This is a genomic window from Rhizorhapis sp. SPR117 (genome assembly GCF_021742065.1).
The window spans coordinates 20,870-47,111 of sequence record NZ_JAKKIE010000011.1; the positions used below are offsets into that span (position 1 = coordinate 20,870).

A 26,242-nucleotide genomic window follows, 5' to 3' on the forward strand; every position below is an offset into this window, starting at 1 on the left:
GCAGCACAACTGACGCAACGCTTTCTCATGGAAAGCAGAAGCCCATGCACACTGAGCAAGGAGAATGATCATGACTGAACAGCAAGCCCGACCACGCGCAGTCTTCTCCACCGAAGACTTCGGACTCATGAAGCAGGCCGTGGCGCATTATCTGAAGGAAATGCAGGACCGGCCAGAGTCCAGCAAGCTTAGCGCCCTGTATCACCGTTTGGGCCGTCTGGCCTGACAAACCTTCGTTTTCCTGGGGAGGAAAGTTGACCCGCTGCGGAACTCGCGGTTTCGCAGTGGGTCCTCACAATATTTTGAGGAGTTTCCAGTGACCTATGCCGATCAGATCGCCCAACTGGGCAATGTTATCAAGGGATATAAAGGCACTTGGGACGGCATTGACGCCGAATCTGCCGCGCGTATGCAGTTGCAAAACCGGTTCCGCACCGGTCTCGACATCGCGCGATACACCGCAAAGATCATGCGCGAGGACATGGCCGCCTATGACGCCGATCCCGCCAATTACACGCAGTCACTGGGTTGCTGGCACGGCTTCATCGCGCAGCAGAAGATGATTTCCATCAAGAAGCATTTCGGTTCGACCAAGCGCCGTTATCTGTACCTCTCCGGCTGGATGGTCGCCGCGCTGCGCAGCGACTTTGGCCCCCTGCCCGACCAGTCGATGCATGAGAAAACTTCGGTGCCTGCGCTGATCGGTGAACTATACACCTTTCTCAAGCAAGCCGATGCCCGCGAACTGGGCATGATGTTCCGCGAGCTCGACACGGCGCGTGAAAGCGGCAACCAGATGGAGGAGCAGCGCCTGCTGCACGCCATCGACAATTACGAAACCCATGTCGTTCCGATCATCGCGGACATCGACGCAGGCTTCGGCAATGCCGAGGCGACCTATCTGCTTGCCAAAAAGATGATCGAGGCGGGCGCCTGCGCCCTGCAGATCGAAAATCAGGTCAGCGACGAAAAGCAGTGCGGCCATCAGGACGGCAAGGTAACGGTTCCGCACGAGGACTTTCTGGCGAAGGTCCGCGCCTGCCGCTACGCCTTCCTGGAACTGGGGGTCGAGGATGGTATCATCGTCACCCGCACGGACTCGCTCGGCGCCGGCCTTACCAAGCAGATCGCCTACAGCAAGGAACCGGGCGATATTGGCGACCAGTATAACAGCTTCCTCGATTGCGAAGAGATCGATGACATCGCGCAGGCAAATGGCGACGTCATCATCAATCGCGATGGCAAGCTGATGCGGCCCAAGCGCCTGCCCAGCAACCTCTACCAGTTCCGTCCCGGAACCGGCGAGGACCGCTGCGTTCTCGACTGCATCACGTCGCTCCAGAACGGCGCTGACCTGCTCTGGATCGAGACGGAAAAGCCGCATATCGAGCAGATCGCAGGCATGGTCGACCGCATCCGTGAAGCTGTTCCCAATGCGAAGCTCGTTTACAACAACTCACCCAGCTTCAACTGGACGCTGAATTTCCGCCAGCAGGTTTATGACGCTTGGGAAGCGGCGGGCAAGGATGTGTCGGCCTATGACCGCGCCAAGCTGATGAGCGTGGATTACGATGGCACCGATCTTGCCGCCGAAGCCGATGACAAGATCCGCACTTTCCAGCGTGACGCCGCCAAGCGCGCGGGCATCTTCCATCACCTGATCACGCTGCCGACCTATCACACCGCCGCGCTGTCGACTGACAATCTGGCTAAGGAATATTTCGGCGACGCAGGCATGCTAGGCTATGTCAAAGGCGTGCAGCGCAAGGAAATCCGCGAAGGAATTGCCTGCGTGAAGCACCAGAACATGTCTGGTTCCGACATCGGCGACGACCACAAGGAATATTTCGCAGGTGAAGCCGCTCTGAAGGCTGGCGGCACCCACAACACTATGAACCAATTCGCTGCCTGAAAACCGGTTCGCAACACAAGGCTCAACGATCTTTCCTGGGGAGGAAAGTCTGTCCGCCGCGAGGAAACTCGCGGCGGGCTTTTTTATGCGAAATCCCCGGCCAGTTCGCGCCGCACCTCATCATTGATGAGAGCGATATGCCCATAATTGGGGTGATCGATGTGAAACATCGCCTGCCCCTCTCCGCTCTTCCATGCGGAAATTTGCGCGTCGGTGAAGGGAAAATGCAGGAAATGAACGCTCGATGCCTTGCCCTCTGGCGTGCTGCGTTCGACATCGCCTTCAGGCACCCCTGCGATCTTTTCGCCATCGATGCTGAGGAAGATATGATCCTCAACCCCACCAATCTGACCCAGCACGCGCGCGCGAATTTTGGGATCATCGATTTCGAACATCAATGTGCACGTCAGATCGCTACCATTCGGGATCATCGGATTATAGGCGGCAAGCTCATCCTTGAGCTGCTCCTCGCCACCCTTTTCAATGCGCAGCATTTCGTGAATCTGCCACCACATCGTATCCCAGTTTTCAAAGTGCACCGTCACATGCGGCCCCACCGACAACCGGCGAAACCGTTTGCGGACAAGGTTTTCCTGCCGCTTCTCCGCGCGGATGGTTTCAAACGTACCAAGGTCCATGATATCCTCGGCAGTAATGATGCGCTGTTGGCGAGGCATGTTCATCAACTCCACACTAGCTCCGATTAAAATCCATAAGCTTTCGCCATAAGCTCGATCGGATGCCCGATCCGATCCGGCACCTTTTCCGAACCGGACAACGCCATCACCTGCCGCAAATGCTGGCCGGCGAGCGGACATTCGCTGACCATGTAATCCGGCGCGCCCTTTTCCAGGTTCCGCGCGGCGGGGCGGCCGACCTTGATAGCCGTGTCGAAATTCTGCTTGAAGATACCCCATTTACCGCCATGCCCCGAACAGCGATCGGTCAATGCCGGCTTCGTGCCGGGGATGAGGCGCAGCATCTCCAATGCCTTTGGCCCCATATTCTGCGCCCGGCTATGACAGGCGAAATGCACACCTACGCTGGAAGGCATTTCATCGATCGGGGCTAACCCGCATTCCTTGGCCAAGGCCACCATATACTGGCTCAGGTCATAAGTGCTCTCGCTCAATGTCTGGATTCCCTCATGACCTGGATTGAGCAGCGGCCATTCGAATTTCAGCATCAGCGAGCAACTGGTCGTCAGCGGCACGATGTCATAACCATCCGCGATCATTGGAGCGAAATAGGCGGAAATCCGCTCCGCAGCGTCCGCCACGGCTTTCAGGTCGCCATTTTCGAACTTGGGCATGCCACAACATTCCGGATGCTCGATCCGCACCTGAACGCCATTGTGGGCCAACACCTTCATCGCTGCCTCGCCCGGCGTCTGATCATTGAAATTGCCGTAGCAGGTGGCATAGAGCACCACCTTTTTGCCAAACCCCAGCGCGTCGGGATTGGGCGCAGGGATGCGATCCGCGGCTTTCTTCGTCAGCGGCGCGTCGGCGAAGGCCGGCAGATGCGCGCGTTTGTCGATACCCAAAGTCGCCTGCATCACGCCCCGTGCCGGGCCATTTTCCCTGGTGGCAATATTGGCAAGTCCGCTGAACATCGTCCCCAGCTTGCCATTGCGGTCGGTCTTGGCCAACTCCTTGTCGGCGAGGCCGGTGACACCATTTTTGTGCTCGACGGCGCGATAGCGGAGCATCAGATGTGGAAAATCGACGTTCCATTCATGCGGCGGCACATAGGGACATTTCACCATGAAGCACATGTCGCATAGCGTGCATGCATCGACGACCTTCTTGAAATCCTTGTTGTCGAGATGCTCGACATCCTCATGTTCGCTCTCATCGACCAGATCGAAGAGCGTCGGGAAACTGTCACACAGGTTGAAACAGCGTCGGCAGCCGTGGCAAATGTCGAACACGCGGCGCAGTTCGGCGTCCAACGCTTTCTCATCGTAGAAACTCTCGTCCTGCCACGCGATCGGGTGACGGGTCGGCGCCTCCAGGCTGCCTTCTTTCATTCGGATTGTTCCTTATAACAGACGCCCAGAACAGGCCTCAAGCTTGTCGAGATATACCCATCGAGAACCGGAGCATATGCTCCAGGGCTTTTCTCGACGGCGGTTCTCGACAAGCTCGAAACAAACGGACTTATGGTGTCACTGCCCTATCAGGCGAGCGCTTCCATGCCATCCAGCGTCTTGGTGAACTTGCCGGCATGGCTCTTTTCCGCCTTGGCAAGCGTTTCGAACCAATCCGCGATTTCGTCGAAGCCTTCTTCACGGGCGGTCTTCGCCATGCCCGGATACATGTCGGTATATTCGTGGGTTTCGCCCGCGATGGCCGACTTCAGGTTGGATGACGTGTCGCCGATTGGCATATTGGTCGCCGGATCGCCGCCACCGCTTTGCAGAAATTCCAGATGGCCGTGCGCGTGGCCGGTCTCGCCTTCTGCGGTCGAACGGAAAACAGCGGCCACATCGTTATAGCCCTCGATATCCGCCTGCTGAGCGAAATAAAGATAGCGGCGATTGGCCTGACTTTCGCCCGCGAAGGCGGCTTTCAGATTGTCTTCGGTTTTCGAACCCGTGAGTTCCATGGCATGTCTCCTTGAATTGCGACATTGAATCCAGGCGCGCGACATGATGCCGCAAACCCTCAACAGCGCATACAGGTTAGACCAGCCGCAGTCAGCCGCCTAAGAAGAAATCTAAATATGACTGATCGAAAGAAGCGATTATTAAGCTCCGATAAATCGTTGCGATTGATTATCGTTCGCAAGGTGCACTGTCAACCACCAGAATGCCAAATTGCTCGGGCCTATTAGCGATTTGTCAAAGTTTCTCCCTTATTCACCAGCTTTGACAACATAGTATTTCTTGAATTCGACCCATTAGGTGGCGGACAATTATGAGTGCTTTTGGACGGAAAAACGGGCTCGGCGGTGGACGCCCCGCCTTTGGCGTCGCCCGCCCCATGCAGGGCGGAGGCCCGCTTCCGAAGACCGACATCGACAGCGAAACGTCCGGCGGCGAACAATTTCCGCCGCTTGACCCGGCTAACCTGCCCGGCTCCGATCTGCCTCAGGCCGCCCCCAACCGGAATGACGACGCGATGGCGCGCCTTTCCGACCGTGCCAATGCCGAACATGTTCAGGAAAAGGCGCAAGGATTTGAAGCGTCTGTCCACAAGATCAAGGAACAGGTGCTCCCCCGCCTGTTGGAACGCGTTGATCCGGAAGCCGCAGCGACACTGACCAAGGAAGAACTGGGCGAAGAGTTCCGGCCTATCATCCTGGAGGTGCTGGCCGAACTGAAACTGACGCTTAACCGGCGCGAACAGTTCGCGCTGGAAAAAGTGCTGGTCGATGAGCTTCTGGGTCTGGGGCCGCTTGAAGAATTATTGGCCGATCCGGACGTGACCGACATCATGGTCAACGGTCCTGATCAGACCTATATCGAAAAAAAGGGCAAGCTGACAATCGCGCCTATCCAGTTCCGCGATGAAGAGCATCTGTTCCAGATCGCCCAGCGCATCGTCAATCAGGTCGGTCGCCGCGTCGATCAGACGACTCCGCTCGCTGACGCTCGCCTGAAGGACGGCAGCCGCGTCAACGTCATCGTGCCGCCGCTGTCGTTGCGTGGCACCGCCATTTCCATTCGTAAATTTTCCGCCAAGCCGATCACACTGGACAATCTGGCCCAATGGAATGCCATGAACCAACGGATGTGCACTGCGCTGAAAATCGCGGGGGCGTGCCGGTTCAACATCGTTATTTCCGGCGGTACGGGGTCGGGTAAAACGACCATGTTGAACGCCTTGTCCAAAATGATCGATCCGGGCGAACGCGTGTTGACCATCGAGGATGCGGCAGAACTTCGTCTGCAACAACCCCATTGGCTGCCACTGGAAACCCGTCCAGCCAACCTGGAGGGGCAAGGCGAAATAACCATCGGCGACCTCGTCAAGAACGCCCTGCGTATGCGTCCCGACCGGATCATTCTGGGCGAAATTCGTGGCGCGGAATGTTTTGACCTGCTGGCCGCCATGAACACTGGCCACGACGGATCCATGTGCACGCTTCACGCCAACAGCCCTCGTGAATGTCTGGGCCGTATGGAAAACATGATCCTGATGGGCGACATCAAGATTCCCAAGGAAGCAATTTCACGCCAGATCGCGGATTCGGTCGACCTGATCGTTCAGGTCAAACGTTTGCGCGACGGTTCACGCCGCGTCACCAATATTACCGAAGTCATCGGCATGGAAGGCGATGTCATCGTCACCCAGGAACTGTTCAAGTTCGAATATCATGACGAGGACGAAAACGGAAAGATCATCGGCGAATATCGATCGATGGGCCTACGCCCCTATACGCTGGAAAAAGCAAAGCAATTCGGCTTCGATCAGGCATTCCTGGAAGCCTGCCTGTAACTTTAGGGTCAGGACCCATGAATTGCGTTGTGATTACCAGCGCACTTGCATCGGCACCTTTCGACCTGCAAGATCGGCGACGATCTGCACGGCGAGGAGAGAAAGCTTATGCGAGTTCTTACGTTCATGACGACTGTAATGTCGTTCACTATCGCTGCGGCAGCCGTGCCCTCCGCAACATATGCGAGTGAGAACGCTCCCAAACAGGCGATCGCGGCGGCCATCGCTGATGCCGGACGCCAGGAGGCAAACCGCGCACGCGACGTCTACCGGCATCCTGCAGAAACCCTGTCCTTTTTTGGGGTTAAACCCACCGACACCATTGTCGAAATCTGGCCTGGCGGCGGCTGGTATAGCGAAATTTTGGGGCCGTTGACACAGGGTCAGGGCCAACTTTATCTGGCGGCTCCAGAGCGCGGTCTGACAAGCGTTAAGGAAAAGATCGCGGCCCGGCCGGGGCTGTCCCACGCAATGGCTGCGGTTTTTCCCAATGACGATGGCGCGCTGGCGGTTCCCGATGGGACAGCCGACGTGGTTTTGACCTTCCGCAATGCCCATAACTGGCGCTTTGGCGGGATCGATAACGCGGCAAACGCCTTTAAACAGATGTACGCCATGCTGAAACCGGGCGGCGCTCTGGGCGTGGTCGACCACCATTTACCCGAGGAAATGGACAGCGCTCTTGAAGAAAAGAGCGGCTATATGAAGAAAAGTTCAGTCATCGCGTTTGCCAAGGACGCTGGTTTCGAATTTGTTGGGGAAAGCGACATAAATGCCAACCCAAAGGACAGTCATGACTGGCCCGGCGGCGTCTGGACCTTACCCCCTACGCTGCAGGGAGGCGAAACTGATCGCAATACATATCTGGCGATTGGTGAAAGCGATCGCATGACGTTGAAATTTCGCAAACCAAACCGCTGATCCACAATGACCACAGCTTGCATGGGCCTATGGCTGCTCTAAAGCCTACCAGGTGACGACATCGCCTGCCTGCCAAAACGCCATATCCGATGCGCCATTCCTGCCGCCCGTGCGGGAGGAACGGCGCATGTTGGCCATTGGCCTGCGGATCATTGCAATAGCTTGTCTCGCCGTCATGCTGGCGGCAGTCAAGATCGCGGGACAACGCGGCGTTCATGTCGTGGAGACGCTGTTCTACCGGCAGTTCCTGTCATTGCCCTTGATATTGGGCTGGCTGTGGTTGGGACCGGGTTTCACATCGGTCCGAACCGCTCGCCTTGGCGCCCATGCTGTCCGCGCCACAGTGGGCATGGCAGGGATGATATTGAACTTTCTGTCGGTCATGCTGCTACCACTGGCCGAAGCGACCACGATAGGGTTCACAGTTCCGATATTTGCGACAATATTGTCTGCGCTCGTTCTGAAAGAAGCGACCGGCATTCATCGCTGGACGGCGGTAATAGTCGGTTTCTGCGGTGTGCTGGTGATAGTGCGCCCCGATGCGAACCATTTTCCGACGACAGGGCTTGCCGTCGCCATCGCCGCGGCAATGATAGTCGCAGTGGTCAGCATATTGGTTCGCCAGATTGGCCGGACGGAAGCCACTGCAACAACCGTGTTCTGGTACACGGTTCTATCGCTTCCGCCGCTCGCCATCGGCCTGATATTCTTCGGACAAGCCCATGATCTGTTCACGTGGGGCCTGTTGGCTGTCGTTGGTCTTGCCGGCGGCGCAGGACAGATTTGCCTGACAGGCGCACTACGTTGGGCGCCGGTATCGGTGGTATTGCCCATGGATTATTCCAGCCTCATCTGGGCAACGCTGCTCGGCTGGCTCATCTGGGATTACTGGCCCGGTGGAGCGACCTGGGCCGGAGCATCATTGATCATAGGCAGCGGTCTGTACATCGCCTGGAGGGAGCGGATCAGAGCCAAAGCTATTTAAAAGCCAGCATAGAGCAAGCCGGGTATCTGCGCGACGCTTTAGGATTTGCTAAAAATCAGCGAAATGTTGTTGGCCGGCATCTCCACCAGATCGCAAAAAAGCATACCGTTTTCCTGCGCAAGATCCATCATATCGTCGACACGGCGCAAACCCCAGGCAGGATTACGGATGCGCAGTGATTGATCGAAGGCAAGGTTGCTTGGCGCAGTCGCCACATCCGAGCGCAAATAAGGTCCATAGAGGTACAATGGCGCGTTCGATGGCAACAGACGCGCCGCGCCTTGCATCAGCCCGACAGTCGCTTCCCATGGACTGATATGCACCATGTTGATGCACAGGATCGCGTCGGCGCGGTCCATACCCCAATTGTCGGCCTGTACATCAATGGCCAACGGTGTCCGAATATTGGATAATCCGGATTCTCCCGACCACGCAGCGATGGAGGACAAGGCAGCAGCATCAGGATCGCTCGGCTGCCATTCAAGCGCTGGAAAAAGACCAGCGAAATGCACAATATGTTCGCCACTGCCGCTGGCCAGTTCAAGGACAAGGCCGCGCTCTGGCAGTATGTCACGCAAAACCGCGGCGATAGCATCCCGGTTGCGCAACGCTGCCGGGGCATGGCGCTTTTCCGCCCCTTCTGCTTTGCTGGCAAACCAGGGCTGCGGCCCATCGGTCATTCGGCGGCTTCCCGAAGGGCCGGGTCCTCCCATACCAGCACCGGCTTGCGTGCGGCCAGCGTTTCATCGAGGCGGCGGCGCGGGGCAAAATGCGGGGCAGACCGAAGCGTGGGATCACCCGCTTTCGCGCGACCGGCAACGCTGCGCAACGCCATGATGAACTGGTCGAGTGCTGCCTTGCTTTCCGTCTCCGTCGGTTCGATCAGCATCGCGCCATGCACAACCAATGGGAAATACATAGTCATTGGATGAAAGCCCTCGTCAATCAGGCCCTTGGCGACGTCCAGCGTAGTGAAGCCCTCGGCAAAACCCTTGTCGCCCAACAATGCCTCATGCATGCAAGGGCCGCTTGCTCCAAAGGGCGCATCAAGTACGTCCTCCAGACTGCGGAGGATATAATTGGCATTCAGGACCGCATCCCCGCTGACTTGCCGCAATCCATCGGCGCCGTGGCTCAGGATATAGGCAAGGGCGCGCGTGAACATGCCCATCTGGCCGTGAAAGGCGACCATGCGCCCAAAGCTTGCGCCATGATGCTCGTCCGCCGTTTCTTCCTCCACCAGATGATAGCCGTCATCGGCCCGTTCGATGAAGGGCAAGGGCGCAAAGGGGGCCAGAGCGGCGCTGAACACCACAGGGCCACTGCCGGGGCCGCCACCGCCATGGGGTGTTGAAAACGTCTTGTGCAGGTTGATGTGCATCGCATCGATGCCAAGGTCGCCGGGACGCACCCGCCCCACAATAGCGTTGAAGTTCGCACCGTCGCAGTAAACAAATGCTCCAGCAGAATGAACGGCATCAGCGATATTCTTCATATCCCGTTCGAACAGGCCGCAGGTATTGGGATTGGTGATCATCACCGCCGCCACGTCCGGACCAAGCCGCGCCGTGAGTGCTGCCAGATCAACGCGGCCGTCTGCATTGGCGGGAATATTTTCCACCTTGTATCCGCAAAATGCCGCCGTGGCCGGATTGGTGCCATGCGCGCTTTCTGGGACCAGCACTACCGCACGGGGATCGTTCCGGGCCTCCAGCGCGGAACGGATGGCGAGCAGCCCGCACAATTCGCCATGCGCGCCCGCCTTGGGACTCATCGCCACGGCGGGCATGCCTGTCAGCGTCTTGAGCCAATGGGCCAGTTCGTCGATGACGGCCAATGCGCCCTGCACCGTGCTGACCGGAGCAAGCGGGTGGAGATCGGCAAAACCGGGCAGCCGCGCAACCTTTTCATTAAGGCGCGGATTATGCTTCATCGTGCAGGAGCCGAGAGGAAACAGGCCAAGGTCGATGGCGTAATTCTGACGGCTCAGCCGGGTATAGTGACGCACCGTCTCCTGTTCGGACAGGCCCGGCAGACCGATAGGCCGCTTTCGTTCCAAACCGCCGAGGCGGGACGAAACCTTGGGAGCAACAGCAAAATCAACGCCGGTGGTTTCGCTGGACCCGATTTCAAAGATCAGCGCTTCTTCCAGCATCAGCGCGCGGTTGCCGGTGGCCGTGGCGGGCGAAGCCGTTTCCATATGGTCAGGGCGTGTCGGACGACCTTCGCTGAGCATGTTCATGCCAATATCTCCTCAAGCGCTGTTGCCAAAGCCTCGACGTCCTCGTCCGTCGTGGTTTCGGTGACAGCAACGACAATGCCATGGCCGATGCCCGGCGCATCGGGATAAAGGCGTCCCAAAGATACCCCGCCCAGGATATTCCGGTCGGCAAGCTGCCGAACGACATGCCTCGCATCTTGCGGAAGAATGAGAGTAAACTCATTGAAAAAACTGTCATTTAATAGTTTCACACCGGACACGTGCGAAAGACGGTCTGCCGCTTGCACCGCAAGGCCATGATTAAGCATAGCCAATTCGCGCAGCCCCTTTTCCCCCAACAGCGTCATGTGAATTGAAAATGCCAGAGCACATAGCCCGCTATTGGTGCAGATGTTGGACGTCGCCTTTTCACGCCGGATATGCTGTTCCCGCGTCGAAAGCGTCAGGACGAAACCGCGCTTGCCTGCGGCATCGACGGTTTCACCGCACAGGCGCCCCGGCATCTGGCGCACATATTTCTGCTGACAGGCAAAAAGGCCCAGATAAGGCCCGCCAAATTGCAAGCCGACGCCGATCGACTGTCCCTCGCCCACAACGATATCCGCACCCATCTCGCCCGGAGGCGTGAGGGCACCCAGCGCCAACGGTTCGGTTATAACAGCGATTAAAAGAGCGCCTGCTTCATGCACCTTAGAAGCAATATCGCTTAAGTCACTGATACGTCCTAATATATCGGGATATTGAACAACGACGCAGCTTGTGTCCCTGTCTATGCGAGCAATCAAATCATCTATATCGGTTGCCGCTTCAAGGCGCGGCGCTTCATGGACCAGCTCGTCACCGGTGAAGCGCGCCATAGTCTTTGCAACCGACACATAATGCGGATGCAAGCCCGATGAAAGAATGGTCTTTGATCGCCTGGTAATCCGGCGGGCCATGACGATGGCCTCCCAACAAGCGGTCGACCCATCATACATGCTGGCGTTCGCCACATCGCAGCCAAAAAGACGTGCGACCTGCGTCTGGAATTCGAACAGGACCTGCAATGTACCCTGCGCAATTTCAGGCTGATAGGGCGTGTAAGCGGTCAGGAATTCACCGCGCTGGATCAGGTGGTCGACGCTGGCCGGAACGTGGTGACGATATGCGCCCGCGCCCAGAAAGAAAGGCACCTCACCCGCCGCCATATTTTGCCGGGCAAGCGCCGAAAGATGACGTTCAACCGCCAGTTCGCTGGCATGATCGGGAAGGCCCGCGATCTTTTGCGAAAGGCGTGCCTCAACCGGCACATCGGCGAACAGATCATCGATGGACGAAGCGCCGATGCGGGTCAGCATCTGATTCCGGTCGGCGTCGGTAAGTGGCAGGTAGCGCATCTTCTGTCCTAACTCTGTAGCTTAAAGCGCCGCGACAAACCTGTTATAGGCCGCCTCGTTCATCAGACCCTCAAGCTCAGACGCATCGGTCAAGCGCAGTTTGAAGAACCAGCCATCCTCTTCAGCATCGCTGTTGACGAGTGCCGGTTCGCCTTCCAGATCGCCGTTCACCTCAACAACTTCCCCTGAAATGGGGGCATAGACGTCCGAGGCAGCCTTGACCGATTCAACCACGGCCGCATCGTCGCCCTTCTCGAAAACCGCACCTTCGGCGGGAAGTTCGACAAAGACGATATCGCCCAACTGGCCCTGGGCATAGTCCGTAATACCGACGGTGGCGATTTCGCCCTCGACGTCGATCCATTCATGTTCATCGGTGAAATATCGGCTCATTATTTGGCTCCTTGACGATGGTAGCTATGGGGTATGAAAGGCATCGCCGTAACGGTGGCGGGAAGGCGCTTGCCGCGCACCTCCAGCTCGACCATCGTGCCGGGCGTGGCGGCGGCGGACGGAACATAGGCCATGGCGATCGGCGTGCCTACGCTGGGCGCAAAGCCACCAGAAGTGACGCTGCCCACCTCTTCGCCGCCGAAAAACAGTTTTGCGCCTTCGCGTGCGGGCAGGCGACCGACGAGCAGCAAGCCGACCCTCTTTACCGGCGCCCCGTTCGCAAGCAGTTTCAATACCCGCTCCGCACCCGGGAAGCCGCCTTCCGTTCGCCGCCGCCTGGAAATGGCAAAGCCCAGATCCGCCGTCACGGGATCGATATTTTCATCAAGGTCATGGCCATAAAGTGGCAGCCCGGCCTCCAGCCGCAGGGAATCACGTGCGCCCAGCCCAATAGGCCTGACTGCTTCCGATGCGCAGAGTGCGTCGGCAAATGCCGCTACTGCCTCTGACGGCAAACTGATCTCAAAGCCATCCTCGCCGGTATAGCCGGAACGGCTGATCCAAAGGTCATATGTGTGCCAGCGGAAAGCCCCCGCCTGCATGAAATAGAGGGTATCAACATCCGCAATCAGCGTTGCCAGCGCCCCTGCCGCCTCAGGTCCCTGAAGCGCCAGAAGCGCCTGATCCTCCATATGGTTGATCGTGATTTCATCAGGCAGGTTTTCACGCAAATGACCAATGTCGTCATATTTGGTCGCGCCATTGACGACCATGTAGATGCCATCGGTTCGCCGTGTGACCATCAGGTCGTCCAATATGCCGCCGTCAGCGTCCAGCAGCAGCGAATAGCGCATCCGCCCTTCTTTCAGGCCAATGACATCGCCGGGCAGCAGCGTTTCCAGTGCGGCATCCACACCTTCGCCCGAAAAGAGGAGCTGCCCCATATGGCTGACATCGAACAGACCCGCATGTTGCCGGGTCCACAGGTGTTCGGCCATAATGCCTTCATACTGGATCGGCATGACATAGCCCGCGAAACTGACCATTCGTGCGCCCTGCGCTCGATGCCACTCATCGAGCGGCAACAGCGCATCGGCGATGTCCATATCGGTTTCGCTATATTCCGTGTCGCTCATATCCGGCTTCGCCTTTCAAGTAAGGATAGATGAAGAATGCCCGCGAACGTGCCTTGCTCCATCACCCCCTCTGTCACGAAACCTGAGAGCTTTGACCGGCGGGTGTGGATTCCGCGCGGCTTACACCTTCGGTGGGATGGATTTCTCCACCCGCTTTCCAGAGTGCCACCTGACGATGCGGTCCTTTGACCTGAGAGTTTCCGGGGCGGTTGCTCCTTCGGCGGACATTCGCATCGTTTCCGACACGACTGACGCTCTCCCGCATCGTCATCTGCCCGAATCCGGGCAGCGACATCCAAGTCTTCGCTTAGCTGATCGATTCTGTCAATCGCGGCAGTGCAGCAATCAGAGGACAAACCCTTCGGGCAGTTGGGTCGCCCCGTAAATTTCACTGTGGCGCGAAAGGGCATAGCGATCCGTCATGCCGGCAATGAAATCGGCGATATGGCGGCTTTTATCCGGCTCGGATGTATCGCAATGAGCAACCCAGCTGTCGGACATCAGGGCAGGGTTGGCATGATAGGCCAGGAAAAGCTCATTGACTATTTTCTGCGCAGCTGCCGATGCGGCGATCTGCCTTGGATGATGGTAAAGCGTCGCATACATGAACCGTTTCCAATGACGTTCCGCTTCCGCAAGCGCAGGCGAAAAACCGCCAAGCATCCGGCCCGCTGCACGAACATCCTCAACGGTTCTGATACCCGCCGCAGCGACATTCGCCCGCGTATTTTCAATAACGTCGTTGACCATCAGACCAATCTGGTCGCGGATCAATTCGGGCACCAGCCGATCGACGGAAAGGTCAGGGTAACGCGCCCTCACCTGTTTCCAGCTTGCAGCGACAAAGGGCACCTCGATCAACTGGTCGATGCTGAGCAGGCCAGCGCGGATACCGTCATCAATGTCGTGATTGTCATAGGCAATATCATCGGCGATGGCGGCCACCTGCGCCTCCAGCGAAGACCATCCATGCAGGTCAAGCGGGTACAGCCCATCGACTTCGCGCATCGCCCAGCCGGGATCAATGACCGGGCCGTTGTGCTTGGCAAGGCCTTCCAGCATTTCCCAGCTCAGATTGAGGCCCGGCCATCGCGGATAAGGAGAATCAAGCAGCATCAGCGTGCGCAGGGTCTGGGCATTATGGTCAAATCCGCCATGCGCCTTGAGCGCTGTCTGAAGCCCCTCCTCGCCCGCATGACCAAAGGGCGGATGGCCGATATCATGCGCCAGACAAAGCGCTTCGGTCAGGTCTTCATTCAAACCGAGCGCGCGGGCAATAGTGCGACCAATCTGCGCCACTTCCAGACTGTGGGTCAGGCGAACGCGATAATGGTCCCCATCCGGTTGAACGAACACCTGCGTCTTGTGGCGCAGGCGACGGAAGCTGATCGAGTGGATGATCCGGTCACGATCACGTTGGAAAGCATCGCGGGGACCACGTGTTCCACCGCCCGGTTCGACATGCTGGCGGCCTCGGCTCTTGTTAGGATCACAAGCATAGGACGCCTGATATCCTTTCATTCGTCAAGCTTTTCGACTTGCAGCCCATCGGTGCTGTGCCAGATATAGCCATCACCGCCCGCTTTCATCCAGTCGGAATAAAAATCCTTGGCGGCGCTTTCGCTGGCGAACGGGCCGACGACCATGCGGCGTGTCGAGCCCCAGGCGGATGTCCATGCGTCCTTGCCTTTCAGCACTGCCCCGTATTTCTTGCGCATCTTGCCCATGTCGAAGGCGAGTGCCTTCAGGTCACGGCCAGTGGCGATCTGGACCCAGGTACGCGCGGGATTTTTCGCCTTTGCATCGGCCTCTGCCTTTGCCTTGGCCTTCGCTTCAGCTTTCGCCTTCGCTTCCGCGTCGGCCTTTGCGCGTGCCTTTGCCTTCGCTTCAGCAGCTTCCGCCGTCTTGCGCTTTTCCGCCTGAATACGCGCAATTTCAGCCAGATCGACAGGTGCGACGGTTCGGGTGCGCTCTGCCGCAGGGATGGTGACACCGCTCATGATGTCCGCAAGGCTGCGTCCATCCGCCTGCACCTGCCGAGGGGGCGCTGGAGCCGGGACTGGCGGAGTTGGGCGTGTGGGTGTGCTGGAAAAACCCGGCTGCGGCGCTGTCGCTTGAAGGCGTTTAGTCGCAGGAGATGACGGAGGACCAACCAGATCACCGTTGCGACTATGGCTGCTGCGGTCAGCGCTTGTCGCTGGGGGCGATGTCGGGACGGCGGCATCAGCAGCTGGCACCGGTTGAACCATTGCCGTCCTGGCCGGTTCGGTAGGCCAGGATTGCTTGCCTTTTTTGCTGCGGGACGCTTTCTTTTTCGATGCCGAAGCAGAGGGCGCCGTTGCTGTGCGGCCCAACGGCTGGCCGCTGGGCACGAGTGCAGTATCCGGCTTTGAATCCCCGGCTGACGGGACGGAAGCTTGCGCCGCTGTCGATGGAAAATTGCCGAAATGTACGGCGGCCGCACGTTGCGCCGCTGTCAGCATAGGCATTCTGTCCATGAAGGGCTGAATCGCCGTAGCGAGCGATTTGGGCATCATCACCTGCGTAATATTCCGTGCCTGCTTCGCCTGCCCGTTCATCGCCAGAATGAAGGCGCGGTCTCGCCATGCGGATTTGTCACTCTTGCGCAGCAACGGGTCAAGGACCCGCTCCGCCTCCTGCCATTTGCCCGATATGCCCAGCGATACGGCGTACCGCCGCAGGATTTTGGGGTCATTGGGGCTGCGCTCAAGCGCCAGCTTATAATCATGCTGCGCCCGATCCGTATCACCCACGAGGTCAAATGCCAGTCCCCGATCAGCCGCAATATCCGTATCCTTGACGCCATAACGCGTCGCCTGACCAAACAAGCGGATCGCCTCGGTCGGATTTTCCAGCGCCAGCATCGCACGCGCCAAGCCCGCCTTCACCCGGCCATTTTGGGGCGAAACGTCTTCAGCCCGCGCAAAAAATCCCGTTGCAGCACGGGGGTCGTCAAGCCTCAGCGCAACCTCCCCGGCTCCGATCAACGCATCGACATCGCGTGGATTGGACGCAAGCCTACTCAGATAACGGCCAAGGCTATCGGCGTCGGAGGATGGGGGCACCCCAAGCACCGCATTGCTTTCTGCCGACTTGTTCTGGGCAAGGAGTGGCGAGGTGAGCATTGAACCGGACAGTACGGCCGCCAATGCAACGAATTTTACCGATAACAGTTTCACAAAGCGGTCAATAGCAAGCCCTGAGCAGAATAGGAAACAGACTGTTAAGACGCACAGGATGGAATGAGCGGCAGGCGCGCCAAATGCCGCCTTCCACCCAATTCAGCGCAAGTTTTCCAGACTGTTACTGGTTGTTCTGCCGATTCAGGAAACGCGGAATGTCCAGGTCCGACTTGGTGTCATCCTCATCTTCGCTTGCTGCTGCACGAGAGCTGCCGCGCGACAGATTGGACATGCGTTCGAACAGGGTGCCTCCTCCGCTCGCCACACGCGGTGCCGGGCGAATCGGTTCGGGAGGCGTTTCAACCTCTGCCGGTGCAGGTTCAGGCTCAATGGCTGCGGCCTCTGATTCATCCGGACCTTCGGCAATAGAACTCAGTAGCAATTCATCCTCATCCACCTCTTCCGCGCCCGTGGAAACAGGCTCAGCCGCAGCTTCCTGCGATGGCGCATAGGATTCAAATCCCGGCGCGCTTTGCATGCTCGCAGAAACGGATTCCGGCGGTTTCAGTGAATCGATATCGGGAGTCAGTGCGGCTGGCTGCGGCGCAGCGGCGCGGCCCGGAAAGGTAAAAGCCTGCGTGTGCGACTGGCCGGTGTCCGCCTCATTGTCGATACCCGTAGCGACAACGGAAACCCTGATCTTGCCTTCAAGCGCATCGTTGAACGCGGAACCCCATATGATGTTGGCATCGGGATCGACCAGTTCACGAATATGATTGGCCGCTTCATCGACTTCCATCAGGCGCATATCTTCGCCACCGGTGATGGAGATGATAACGCCCTTCGCACCCTTCATGCTGACGCCATCGAGCAGCGGGTTGGCAATCGCCTTTTCGGCGGCTTCCAGCGCACGGCCATCGCCTTCGGCTTCGCCTGTACCCATCATCGCCTTGCCCATTTCACCCATGACCGAGCGGACATCGGCAAAATCGAGGTTGATAAGACCCGGCATGACCATCAAATCGGTGATCCCGCGCACGCCCTGCTGCAACACTTCATCGGCCAACTGAAACGCTTCCTTGAAAGTCGTGTTCGGGTTGGCGATCAGGAACAGGTTCTGGTTCGGAATAACGATCAGCGTGTCAACGTGCTTTTGCAGTTCGACGATGCCCGCTTCGGCCGATTTGGAACGCCGCGATCCTTCAAAAGTAAAAGGCTTGGTGACAACGCCAACCGTCAAAATGCCCTTGTCGCGCGCGGCCTTGGCGATGACGGGCGCAGCACCTGTGCCGGTTCCGCCGCCCATGCCCGCTGCAATGAAACACATATGCGCGCCATTCAGGGCGCTTTCGACGCCGTCGATAGTTTCTTCCGCCGCCGCACGACCGATTTCCGGGCGCGATCCCGCACCAAGCCCTTCAGTAATTTTCGGACCGAGCTGAATGCGCCGTTCGGCAGGAGAGGCATTGAGCGCCTGCGCATCGGTATTGGCGACGATGAAATCGACCCCCTCGACCCGCGCGGCAATCATGTTGGCAATCGCGTTTCCACCTGCTCCGCCGACGCCGATTACGGCGATCCGGGGCTTCAGCTCATCTACATGCGGAGGGCCGATTTCAATGCTCATAAACTTGCTCCCTGTGCCTCACTTCGACGTGAAGCATAACCTTGATGTAACTCATGCACTATCTGACTTGGCGAATCATCTTAAAACTAAGCATTAACCATATTTCATCAGTAATTCGTCCGAAATGCGGTGATAAGCCTTTGAAGTATTGCCGAACCGGGTGCCTTGTGCACTGTCTGCCGCGAGGAAGGCAGCCACCGCAGGTCAACCGGATTGGACGCCCCGTACAGCGCAAGTCCGGAGAGCGTTGCAAAGGCTGGACCACTATGCGCCTCAGGCAAGCCTGTCAGACCGCGCGGACGCCCGATTCTCACTGCCCGGCCAAGCGCGCTCTGGGCATAATCGGCGATACCTTTCAGTTCGGCACCGCCGCCGGTCAGCACTACCTGACGTCCCACAGGACCAGTAAAGCCAAGCTCCGTCAATACCTTGCCGATTTCGCCCATCAGATGATCGAGTCGCTGGCAGATGATACCGACAAGCTGCGCGCGGGTGATGCGGCCTCCCTCTAAACTCTGGCCATCGCTTGACATGGGCGCGATCTCAATCATCTCGCGGTGGTCGCGCGGCGACTGATTGGCCGATCCGTAAAAGCATTTCATCCGTTCTGCCTGACTGCGCCGTACACCGAAGGCCGAGGCGATATCGTCCGTAATATCCGCCGCCCCATAGGGCAGAGAGGCAAGCCCAAGCAACATGCCGCCAGCAAAAAGCGACACATTGGTCACTGCCGCGCCCAATTCCACCAGCGCGACGCCGAGATCCCGTTCCTCATCCGACAGGCACGCCACACCGGTAGCGATAGGCGAGGCGACAATGCTGTTCACTTCCAGATGCGCCGAACGCACGCACATATCGAGATTGCGCAACGGGCTGCCGTCGGCAAGAATGACGTGGATATCGACGCCAAGCCGGTCGGCGTGAAGGCCCAGCGGCGTCTTCACGCCGGTCAAACCATCAAGCGTATAAAGCGTCGGCTGCGCATGCAGGACCATCCGGCCATCAGGGTCGATGCTCTGACGGCCCGCTTCGAGCAGGTCGTCGATATCCTGTTGCTCGATGCGGTGGCCGCCCAGTTCGACCTCCACGCTGGCAATGTCGCTGGCCAGTCCGCCTGCCGAAAAATTGACCCACACATCCTCGATATTGGTGCCAGCGATGCGCTCCGCCTGTTCAACCGTTTCGCGCACGGCCTGTTCGGTCCGCTCCATATCCGCAATATAGCCGCGCCGCACCCCCCGGCTTTCGCGCTGGCCGGTGCCAAGAACGATGAGTTCACCCTTGTCGCCGACACCAGCGATCAGGGCGGAAATTTTCCATGACCCGATATCAAGCGCGGTAATCAGCTTGTCATATCGCGGCTGTGCCATGGCCTAACCCTCCCCATCCGCCAGGTTTTCAGGCGTCACGGCCTCGTCCTTGCTTTTTACAGCCATGGCATCCTGCGTCTGGGGTAGGCGCAAGACAAACTTGTCGGGATCGCGCATATCGAAACGTACAATCCCGCGCCCCAACAGCCGGTTGACGCCATCCATGCGGGCGAAATTGACCAGCGCCGCCGACGCCTCCCCGCTACCTTCGGGCAGGGACAACGTCTCGCCAGTCTGGAAACGCAGATCCCAGCGGCGATTGCCCACCCATGTCGCACCAGCCAGCATCGGCTTCAGGGCCGGAGCCGCCGCCATCAATGTATTGAGCGCCGCTGTGTGCATATTGGCATTGGGTCCAACGACCAGCGGCAGATCGGGCATGCTGGACAGATCGACCGGCTGCAACACCGTACCGCGCACGTCCACCAGACTCAGCTTTCCCTTGTTTTGCCAGACCGCCACCGGCTTGCGTTCGACAATGTCGATGACCAGTGTGTCGGGCAGGCGGCGGGATACGCGCGCATCCTCCACCCAGCCAAGCTTCATCAGGTCGCTGCGCAACTTCTCAAGATCGACCGAGGGCATGGAGCGTTCATGCTGACCCAGGGCGATGGCATACACCGGCAGTTCGTCCATCCGTTCGATGCCGCGCACTTCCACCTTTTTAACTTCGAAGCCAGCTTTGCGGGCCAAATCGGAAAATTCCTGATGCGCTATGCCGGGCAGGCCCATGAACCAGGAAAGACCGCCCAGCGATGCAGCGATCAGCAACATGATTGCCCAGGTCCCGATCTTGTGAAGCGTTACATCACTGAACGGCAAACCAGCCAAAAACCGATCGACCCGCGACCGGCGCTTAAGAGAGCGTCCGGGCGACTTGCGTTTGCCCTTGCGACTGGTTGCACCGCCGCGCCTGATCGTTGCCGCGCTCATAATGCTTCCTCCACAATCTGCTCGACCAGTTCGGCGTAATCGATCCCAAGCCTTGCGGCCTGTTCGGGGACGAGGCTGAGCGGCGTCATGCCCGGCTGAGTGTTGACTTCCAGCAGGAAAAGACCCGCAAGGCCGCGTTCATCGTCCCAGCGAAAGTCCGACCGGGACGTCCCCTTGCAGCCCAGAAGCTGATGCGCCTTGAGTGCAATCGCCTTGCAAGCCTCTGTTATGTCATCAGGAATCTCTGCCGGGCAAATATGATCCGTCATGCCGTCAGTATATTTGGCGTCGAAATCGTAAAAACCGCTCTTGGGGCACAGTTCAGTCACCAGCAAGGCCCGACCACCCAAAACAGCCGTGGTAAGCTCACGCCCACGGATGAAGGGTTCGGCGAGCAGATGATCGAATTCCTGCCACGGCCCTGCGACATCGCGGCCAACAGGCGCCCCGTAATTACCATCCTCCGTCACAATGGCGACACCGACAGAAGACCCCTCGTTCACCGGCTTGAGCACATAGGGGCGCGGGAGCGGATCGGCGGCATAGAGGCTTTCGCTCTCCACAATCAAGCCATCGGGCATCGGAATACCGTGAGGGACGAGCGTCTGCTTGGTCAGCTGCTTGTCGATGGCGATGACCGAGGCGGCAAGACCGCTATGGGTGTATTTCAATCCCATCAGGTCCATCATGCCCTGAACAGTGCCGTCCTCACCCGGGACGCCATGCAGCGCGTTGAAAACGACATCAGGCGCGACTTCGGCGAGCCGGGCAGCGACATCATGGCCCATATCGATGCGCGTAACCTTGTGTCCCCGGCTTTCAAGCGCCCTAGCCACGCCCTCCCCACTCATCAGCGAAACGGAGCGTTCAGCGGACCAGCCGCCCATCAGCACCGCGACATGCCAGGGGCCTCTCATAAAAATACTCCATGAGGTTCGTCATTCCCGCGAAGACAGGAATCCATCCCCTGACCCATCCGCCAGACGCGCAGTCGGGAGATGGATCCCCGCCTTCGCGGGGATGACGAAGAATATGTGGCAGGGGATATGCTACTCATCTCTTCACCCCGATGCGCTGAATTTCCCAATCCAGCGTGATGCCGCTCTTTTCCTTCACTCTTGCGCGCACATCCTCGCCCAGCGCCTCAATGTCGGCACTCGTTGCGCCGCCAAGGTTCAAAAGGAAATTGCAGTGTTTCTCCGACACCTGCGCCGCGCCTCTGGTCAGGCCCCGGCAACCCGCTTCATCAATCAGGCGCCATGCCTTGTCGTCGTCCGGATTCTTGAAGGTCGATCCGCCCGTGCGCGAACGCAGCGGTTGGGATGCCTCGCGTTCGGCGGCGATGCGGTCCATTTCCGCACCGATCACCGCTGAGTCACCGGGCGCCCCTTCAAACAGCGCTTCGACAACGACGCATCCTTGGGGAAGCTCACTATGGCGATAGCTGTAACCAAGACGATCAGCTTCCCAAGTCTCAATCCGGCCATCGCGTAGAACCAGCGTGCATTCGATCAGGATGTCGCTGGCTTCGCGGCCATAAGCACCCGCGTTCATCCGCACCGCGCCACCGACGGTGCCCGGAATGCCGCGCAGAAATTCAAGGCCCGCGATCCCCGCATCGCGCGCGGCGCTCGCCACGCTGATGCCCATGGCGGCGGCCCCCGCACGGATGCGATTGCCGGGTTCGACCACCACCTTGGCCATGGCTTTGGGCAGGCGAACAACCACACCAGCCACGCCACCATCGCGAACGATCAGATTGGACCCGACCCCAACCGGCAAGACCGGAACGGAAGGATCGAGGTCCCGAAGGAACCCCGCCAGATCGTCAACATCCTTTGGCCGCACCAGATATTCCGCCGGGCCGCCGGTGCGGAACCAGATGAAGTCGGCAAGGCTGCCCTTTTCCTCTATACTGCCATGAAGGCGAGGAAGGGTGGCAAGGCCATTCATCATGCGGGAACGCCCCGTTTCGCCTTGATGGCGTCGGCAAGGCCCGCTGCCCATTTGGTGATATCGCCCGCGCCAAGGCAAATGATCATGTCGTTGGGTTCAATCTGCGCCGCGAGCTTTTCCGCCAGATCGTCGACATTCTCGATAGTCGCCACCGAACGATGACCCCGCCGTCGCAGGCCCGCAACCAGCTCTGCCGAATCGACACCCTCAATAGGCGCTTCGCCCGCCGCATAGACGGGCGCGGCATAAACAATGTCCGCATCGTTGAACGCCTGCTTGAATTCAGCCATCAAGTCGTGGAGGCGCGTATAGCGGTGTGGCTGGACAACCGCGATCACCCGACCCTGCGCGCCTTCACGTGCAGCGGCCAGCACGGCGCGGATTTCGACGGGGTGATGACCATAATCGTCGATGACCGACACCTTGCCGCCGGGCAGGTCAATCTCGCCGACCTTGGTAAAGCGTCGCTTAACGCCCCCAAATTGCGCGAAGCCGTTCTGAATGGTCACATCGTCAATGCCCATGTGCAACGCAACGCCGACCGCAGCCATGGCATTGAGGACATTGTGGCGACCCGGCATTGGCATTTCGATGCCGTCGATCCGTCGCATGGAGCCGTCGCGCTCGCGGATCACGACATCAAAGCGGTTGCCGCCGGGAACCGGCTGCACATTTTCACCGCGAATATCGGCCTGTGCTGAAAAACCATAAGTCACGATCCGGCGATCCTGCACGCGCGGCAGTATTGCCTGCACCTCCGGATGGTCCAGGCACAATAAAGCCGCGCCATAAAAGGGGACGTTTTCGACGAATTCGACGAAGGCATCCTTTACTTTGTCGAAGCTGCCATAATGGTCGAGATGTTCCGGATCGATGTTGGTCACCACCGCAATGGTGCCATCGAGGCGCAGAAAACTGCCGTCGCTTTCGTCGGCTTCCACCACCATCCAGTCGCTCGCACCCAGGCGCGCATTGGAACCATATTGATTGATGATCCCGCCATTGATGACGGTGGCGTCGATGCCACCTGCATCCAGCAAGGCGGCAACCATCGACGTGGTGGTCGTTTTGCCATGCGTGCCCGCAATCGCAACCGTCGATTTAAGGCGCATAAGCTCAGCCAGCATTTCGGCGCGGCGAACAACCGGAATGCGGTTTTCAAGCGCCAGATCGACCTCAGGATTGCCGCGCTTGATCGCGGTTGAAGTGACGACAACAGTGGCATCGCCCAGATTTTCGGCCTTGTGGCCGATCATCACCTTGATCCCCTTGTCGCGCAGGCCTTGCACCACATACCCTTCGGCAATGTCGGAACCCTGCACCTTGTAACCCATATTGTGCATCACTTCGGCAATACCCGACATGCCAATGCCGCCGATACCGATGAAGTGAATGGTGCCTATGTCCGTCGCAACGCCCCTCATGCCGGAATTCCCTGCATGTTGATGGCAGGCCGTATTTTCTGTGTACGAACACGCAATGGATCGTTCATGATCGGCGCAGAGCCAATGCTTTCAAGCAGATCGGCAAGATCGCGCGCCGCATTGGGACGGCCGCAGTTTTTTGCGCGCCGCGCGGCGTTTTGAAGCGCGCCGGGTTCCAGCGCCAGTTTTTGCATTTGTTTGGCAAGCTCCACAGGGGTGAATTTCGATTGCGGAATTGACCGCGCGCCGCCGCTGGCGACCATTTCGCGGACATTCACGGTCTGGTGATCATCCATCGCGCTGGGCAACGGAACCAGAATGGCGGGGCGTCCAGCGGCCGTCAATTCGGCAATGGTCGATGCCCCCGCACGTGCGACGACCAGATGCGACCAGCCAAGCCGTTCGGGCAGATCGGGCAAATAGGTGGCAAGGTCGGCCGGAATTTCCAGCTCCGCATAGCGTTCACGTACCTTTTCAATGTCCTCGACCCGGCATTGCTGTGTCACCTGCAACCGGCGGCGCAGCGCGATGGGCAAAAGGCCAAGTCCTTCCGGCACGACACTTGACAATATGCTGGCCCCCTGACTGCCTCCGGTCACCAGCAAGCGGAAAACACTATCCTCGTTGAACGTGGGAAAAGCCTCGTCACGCAACGCCAGCACCGCCTCACGAACCGGATTGCCGACCAGATGCACCTTGTCCATAAACTTGTCGGCCAGCCGTTCAACATCGGGATAGGCGGTCGCAATGGCATTGACCCTGCGCGCCAGCAAACGATTGACCCGGCCAAGCACGGCATTCTGCTCGTGCACAACCGTCGGGATATTCTCTTTCAATGCGGCCAATAGCGCGGGAAGCGCGGGATAGCCGCCAAAACCGACCACGACCGAAGGCTCAAAAGTTTCATAAAGACGCCGGGCCATATCACGTCCGGCCTTGATATTGCGCAATCCCTTCAGCCAGCCGACCGGACCGCCCGCCATCCGCCCGGCGGGAATGATGTGCGTTTGCCCACGGTCGAATATGCCGGGGATCTTTGCGCCGCGTTCATCAGTGACCAAGGCGACGTGATGGCCGCGCTCCATCAATTCCACCGCGACCGCATGTGCCGGGATCATATGGCCGCCGGTTCCTCCGGCTGCCAGCACATAGTGGCGGGAAAGGGTCATCGTCCGCTCCATTTGACGACATAGGGAGAACGCACCAGATAGGGGTTGCGCCGCGTAAACGCCAGCAACAACCCGATACCGATACACAGGGCAATCATAGAGGAACCCCCATAGCTGATAAAGGGCAGCGTCATCCCTTTTGACGGAAAAATCTGGGTATTGACGCCCATGTTGATGATCGCCTGCAGCCCAAATTGCGTGGCGAGACCGGCAGTGGCAAGAATGATAAAATTATCCTCTTCGTCCAGAAGTTTCAGGAACACTCGCACAATGATGGCAAGGTAGACACAGGCAATGGCAATGCAGGCAAGCAAGCCGAATTCTTCGCCAATCACCGAAAAGATATAATCGGTATGGGCTTCAGGCAGGCGGAATTTGGCGACCCCGCTGCCAGGTCCAACCCCCAACAGCCCGCCGCCGGTTATTGCGGTGCGGGCGCTTTCGACCTGATAGGCATCGCCCTGCCCCAACAGCCAGGTGTTGATGCGCTGCGTCGCCACCGGGTAAAAGAGGTAGGCCGCAACCAGGCCGCTGACACCCACCCCAACGAGAAAACTGATCCACCGCGCCGACATGCCGGCAAGCAGCATGAGTGAAAGCCATGCCGAACAGAAAATAACCGTCTGCCCAAGGTCCGGCTGATTCATCAAAAGAAAGGAGATGAAAGCAGTCAGGCTGGCCGAAATCGGTATCACGGGCAAGGTCCTGTCCTTGCTACGTAACGACAATAGCCAGGCGAGGCTGACGACAAAAGCGGGTTTGAGAAACTCCGACGGCTGAAATCGGAAGATACCGCTCCCCAGCCATCGCGTCGCGCCGTTGACCGTCGTTCCGACCAGCGGCACCATGATCAGCAATATCGTGAACAGGATTGCCAGATAAATGGCCAGACGGCGGGCCTGCATCCGGGGCAGCATCGATATGACCAGCATCACCGGCACCCCCAGCCCGACCCAGAGAAGCTGTCTGTAAAAATAGTAAAGCGGGTCAAGACTGACCCTGTCCGTCGAAAGCGTTTGCGAAGCAACGGGCGATGCCGCCGCCACAGCGACAAGGCCGATGGCTATCAGGATGCTGATGAGGAAAAGCAACACCCGGTCGATTTCCCAGAACCAGAGGCCCAATGGCGTGCGGTCGCGTGGCAGCGTGATCCCGCGTCGGGGGCGCACAAACGGCGGCGGCGGCGCGATCGAAGTTGCCTGACTGATGCTGCCGGTCATATCAGGATCGC

The 26,242-nt window shown here is 58.7% G+C and carries 23 protein-coding genes and 1 riboswitch; of the genes, 5 read left to right on the forward strand and 18 right to left on the reverse strand.

Annotation, left to right across the window (positions count from 1 at the left end; all coding sequences use genetic code 11):
* Nucleotides 1-70 precede the first annotated feature (70 nt).
* Both L3X40_RS06340 and L3X40_RS06345 read left to right on the forward strand, forming a co-directional pair.
* Nucleotides 71-226 (forward strand): hypothetical protein, encoded by a 156-nt coding sequence (locus tag L3X40_RS06340; RefSeq protein ID WP_237364920.1) that lies wholly within the window; start codon nucleotides 71-73, stop codon nucleotides 224-226.
* A gap of 90 nt (nucleotides 227-316) precedes the next feature.
* The gene (locus L3X40_RS06345; protein ID WP_237364921.1) at nucleotides 317-1,912 is read left to right on the forward strand and encodes an isocitrate lyase; all 1,596 of its coding nucleotides are present in this window, start codon (nucleotides 317-319) and stop codon (nucleotides 1,910-1,912) included.
* 83 nt (nucleotides 1,913-1,995) lie between these two features.
* Here L3X40_RS06345 and L3X40_RS06350 read toward each other — a convergent pair whose 3' ends face one another.
* The 3 genes from L3X40_RS06350 to L3X40_RS06360 form a co-directional block, all read right to left on the reverse strand.
* Entirely contained in the window at nucleotides 1,996-2,595 is a 600-nt protein-coding gene (locus L3X40_RS06350; RefSeq protein ID WP_237364922.1) for a DUF3501 family protein, read from the reverse strand.
* Between the two features lie 20 nt (nucleotides 2,596-2,615).
* The gene (locus L3X40_RS06355; protein WP_237364923.1) at nucleotides 2,616-3,944 is read right to left on the reverse strand and encodes a heterodisulfide reductase-related iron-sulfur binding cluster; all 1,329 of its coding nucleotides are present in this window, start codon (nucleotides 3,942-3,944) and stop codon (nucleotides 2,616-2,618) included.
* A gap of 149 nt (nucleotides 3,945-4,093) precedes the next feature.
* A complete protein-coding gene (locus L3X40_RS06360; RefSeq protein WP_237364924.1) occupies nucleotides 4,094-4,522 on the reverse strand; it encodes a rubrerythrin family protein in 429 nt (142 codons plus the stop codon).
* A 311-nt stretch (nucleotides 4,523-4,833) separates the two neighbouring features.
* On the opposite strand from L3X40_RS06360, the gene L3X40_RS06365 reads away from it, so the two are divergent.
* From L3X40_RS06365 to L3X40_RS06375, 3 genes are all read left to right on the forward strand, one after another.
* On the forward strand, nucleotides 4,834-6,357 hold the full coding sequence (locus L3X40_RS06365; RefSeq protein WP_237364925.1) for a CpaF family protein: 1,524 nt from the start codon (nucleotides 4,834-4,836) through the stop codon (nucleotides 6,355-6,357).
* Nucleotides 6,358-6,465: 108 nt separating this feature from the next.
* Complete coding sequence (locus L3X40_RS06370) at nucleotides 6,466-7,278, forward strand: class I SAM-dependent methyltransferase (protein ID WP_237364926.1); 813 nt, start codon at nucleotides 6,466-6,468, stop codon at nucleotides 7,276-7,278.
* A gap of 127 nt (nucleotides 7,279-7,405) precedes the next feature.
* Nucleotides 7,406-8,263 (forward strand): DMT family transporter, encoded by an 858-nt coding sequence (locus L3X40_RS06375; protein ID WP_272907926.1) that lies wholly within the window; start codon nucleotides 7,406-7,408, stop codon nucleotides 8,261-8,263.
* A gap of 38 nt (nucleotides 8,264-8,301) precedes the next feature.
* On the opposite strand, the gene L3X40_RS06380 is transcribed toward L3X40_RS06375, so the two are convergent.
* From L3X40_RS06380 to L3X40_RS06450, 15 genes are all read right to left on the reverse strand, one after another.
* Complete coding sequence (locus L3X40_RS06380) at nucleotides 8,302-8,943, reverse strand: DUF938 domain-containing protein (RefSeq protein ID WP_237364927.1); 642 nt, start codon at nucleotides 8,941-8,943, stop codon at nucleotides 8,302-8,304.
* Nucleotides 8,940-10,505, reverse strand: coding sequence for an aminomethyl-transferring glycine dehydrogenase subunit GcvPB (gene gcvPB, locus L3X40_RS06385; RefSeq protein ID WP_237364928.1), 1,566 nt, complete (start codon nucleotides 10,503-10,505; stop codon nucleotides 8,940-8,942). The genes L3X40_RS06380 and gcvPB overlap by 4 nt, the downstream gene beginning before the upstream one ends.
* Nucleotides 10,502-11,860: an aminomethyl-transferring glycine dehydrogenase subunit GcvPA gene (gcvPA, locus tag L3X40_RS06390; RefSeq protein ID WP_237364929.1), complete on the reverse strand. Its 1,359-nt coding sequence runs from the start codon at nucleotides 11,858-11,860 to the stop codon at nucleotides 10,502-10,504. Before gcvPA ends, gcvPB begins: the two co-directional genes overlap by 4 nt.
* 21 nt (nucleotides 11,861-11,881) lie before the next feature.
* Nucleotides 11,882-12,253: a glycine cleavage system protein GcvH gene (gene gcvH / locus L3X40_RS06395; protein ID WP_237364930.1), complete on the reverse strand. Its 372-nt coding sequence runs from the start codon at nucleotides 12,251-12,253 to the stop codon at nucleotides 11,882-11,884.
* Nucleotides 12,253-13,389, reverse strand: a complete 1,137-nt coding sequence (gene gcvT / locus L3X40_RS06400) for a glycine cleavage system aminomethyltransferase GcvT (RefSeq protein WP_237364931.1) — start codon at nucleotides 13,387-13,389, stop codon at nucleotides 12,253-12,255. Before gcvT ends, gcvH begins: the two co-directional genes overlap by 1 nt.
* A gap of 168 nt (nucleotides 13,390-13,557) precedes the next feature.
* Nucleotides 13,558-13,661: riboswitch (glycine riboswitch) on the reverse strand.
* A 73-nt stretch (nucleotides 13,662-13,734) separates the two neighbouring features.
* Nucleotides 13,735-14,910, reverse strand: coding sequence for a deoxyguanosinetriphosphate triphosphohydrolase (locus L3X40_RS06405; RefSeq protein ID WP_237364932.1), 1,176 nt, complete (start codon nucleotides 14,908-14,910; stop codon nucleotides 13,735-13,737).
* The gene (locus L3X40_RS06410; protein WP_237364933.1) at nucleotides 14,907-16,589 is read right to left on the reverse strand and encodes a tetratricopeptide repeat protein; all 1,683 of its coding nucleotides are present in this window, start codon (nucleotides 16,587-16,589) and stop codon (nucleotides 14,907-14,909) included. Before L3X40_RS06410 ends, L3X40_RS06405 begins: the two co-directional genes overlap by 4 nt.
* A gap of 124 nt (nucleotides 16,590-16,713) precedes the next feature.
* Complete coding sequence (gene ftsZ, locus L3X40_RS06415; protein ID WP_237364934.1) at nucleotides 16,714-18,159, reverse strand: cell division protein FtsZ; 1,446 nt, start codon at nucleotides 18,157-18,159, stop codon at nucleotides 16,714-16,716.
* Nucleotides 18,160-18,266: 107 nt separating this feature from the next.
* Nucleotides 18,267-19,529 carry a cell division protein FtsA gene (gene ftsA / locus L3X40_RS06420; RefSeq protein WP_237364935.1) on the reverse strand — a complete coding sequence of 421 codons (1,263 nt, stop codon included), beginning with the start codon at nucleotides 19,527-19,529 and terminating at the stop codon, nucleotides 18,267-18,269.
* Between the two features lie 3 nt (nucleotides 19,530-19,532).
* Nucleotides 19,533-20,462 carry a cell division protein FtsQ/DivIB gene (locus L3X40_RS06425; RefSeq protein ID WP_237364936.1) on the reverse strand — a complete coding sequence of 310 codons (930 nt, stop codon included), beginning with the start codon at nucleotides 20,460-20,462 and terminating at the stop codon, nucleotides 19,533-19,535.
* Entirely contained in the window at nucleotides 20,459-21,379 is a 921-nt protein-coding gene (locus tag L3X40_RS06430) for a D-alanine--D-alanine ligase (protein WP_237364937.1), read from the reverse strand. Before L3X40_RS06430 ends, L3X40_RS06425 begins: the two co-directional genes overlap by 4 nt.
* A gap of 136 nt (nucleotides 21,380-21,515) precedes the next feature.
* The gene (gene murB, locus L3X40_RS06435) at nucleotides 21,516-22,418 is read right to left on the reverse strand and encodes a UDP-N-acetylmuramate dehydrogenase (RefSeq protein ID WP_445177160.1); all 903 of its coding nucleotides are present in this window, start codon (nucleotides 22,416-22,418) and stop codon (nucleotides 21,516-21,518) included.
* Nucleotides 22,415-23,842, reverse strand: coding sequence for a UDP-N-acetylmuramate--L-alanine ligase (gene murC / locus L3X40_RS06440; protein WP_237364938.1), 1,428 nt, complete (start codon nucleotides 23,840-23,842; stop codon nucleotides 22,415-22,417). Before murC ends, murB begins: the two co-directional genes overlap by 4 nt.
* Nucleotides 23,839-25,011 carry an undecaprenyldiphospho-muramoylpentapeptide beta-N-acetylglucosaminyltransferase gene (gene murG / locus L3X40_RS06445; RefSeq protein ID WP_237364939.1) on the reverse strand — a complete coding sequence of 391 codons (1,173 nt, stop codon included), beginning with the start codon at nucleotides 25,009-25,011 and terminating at the stop codon, nucleotides 23,839-23,841. The genes murC and murG overlap by 4 nt, the downstream gene beginning before the upstream one ends.
* Complete coding sequence (locus L3X40_RS06450) at nucleotides 25,008-26,231, reverse strand: FtsW/RodA/SpoVE family cell cycle protein (protein ID WP_445177162.1); 1,224 nt, start codon at nucleotides 26,229-26,231, stop codon at nucleotides 25,008-25,010. Before L3X40_RS06450 ends, murG begins: the two co-directional genes overlap by 4 nt.
* Nucleotides 26,232-26,242: the final 11 nt, after the last annotated feature.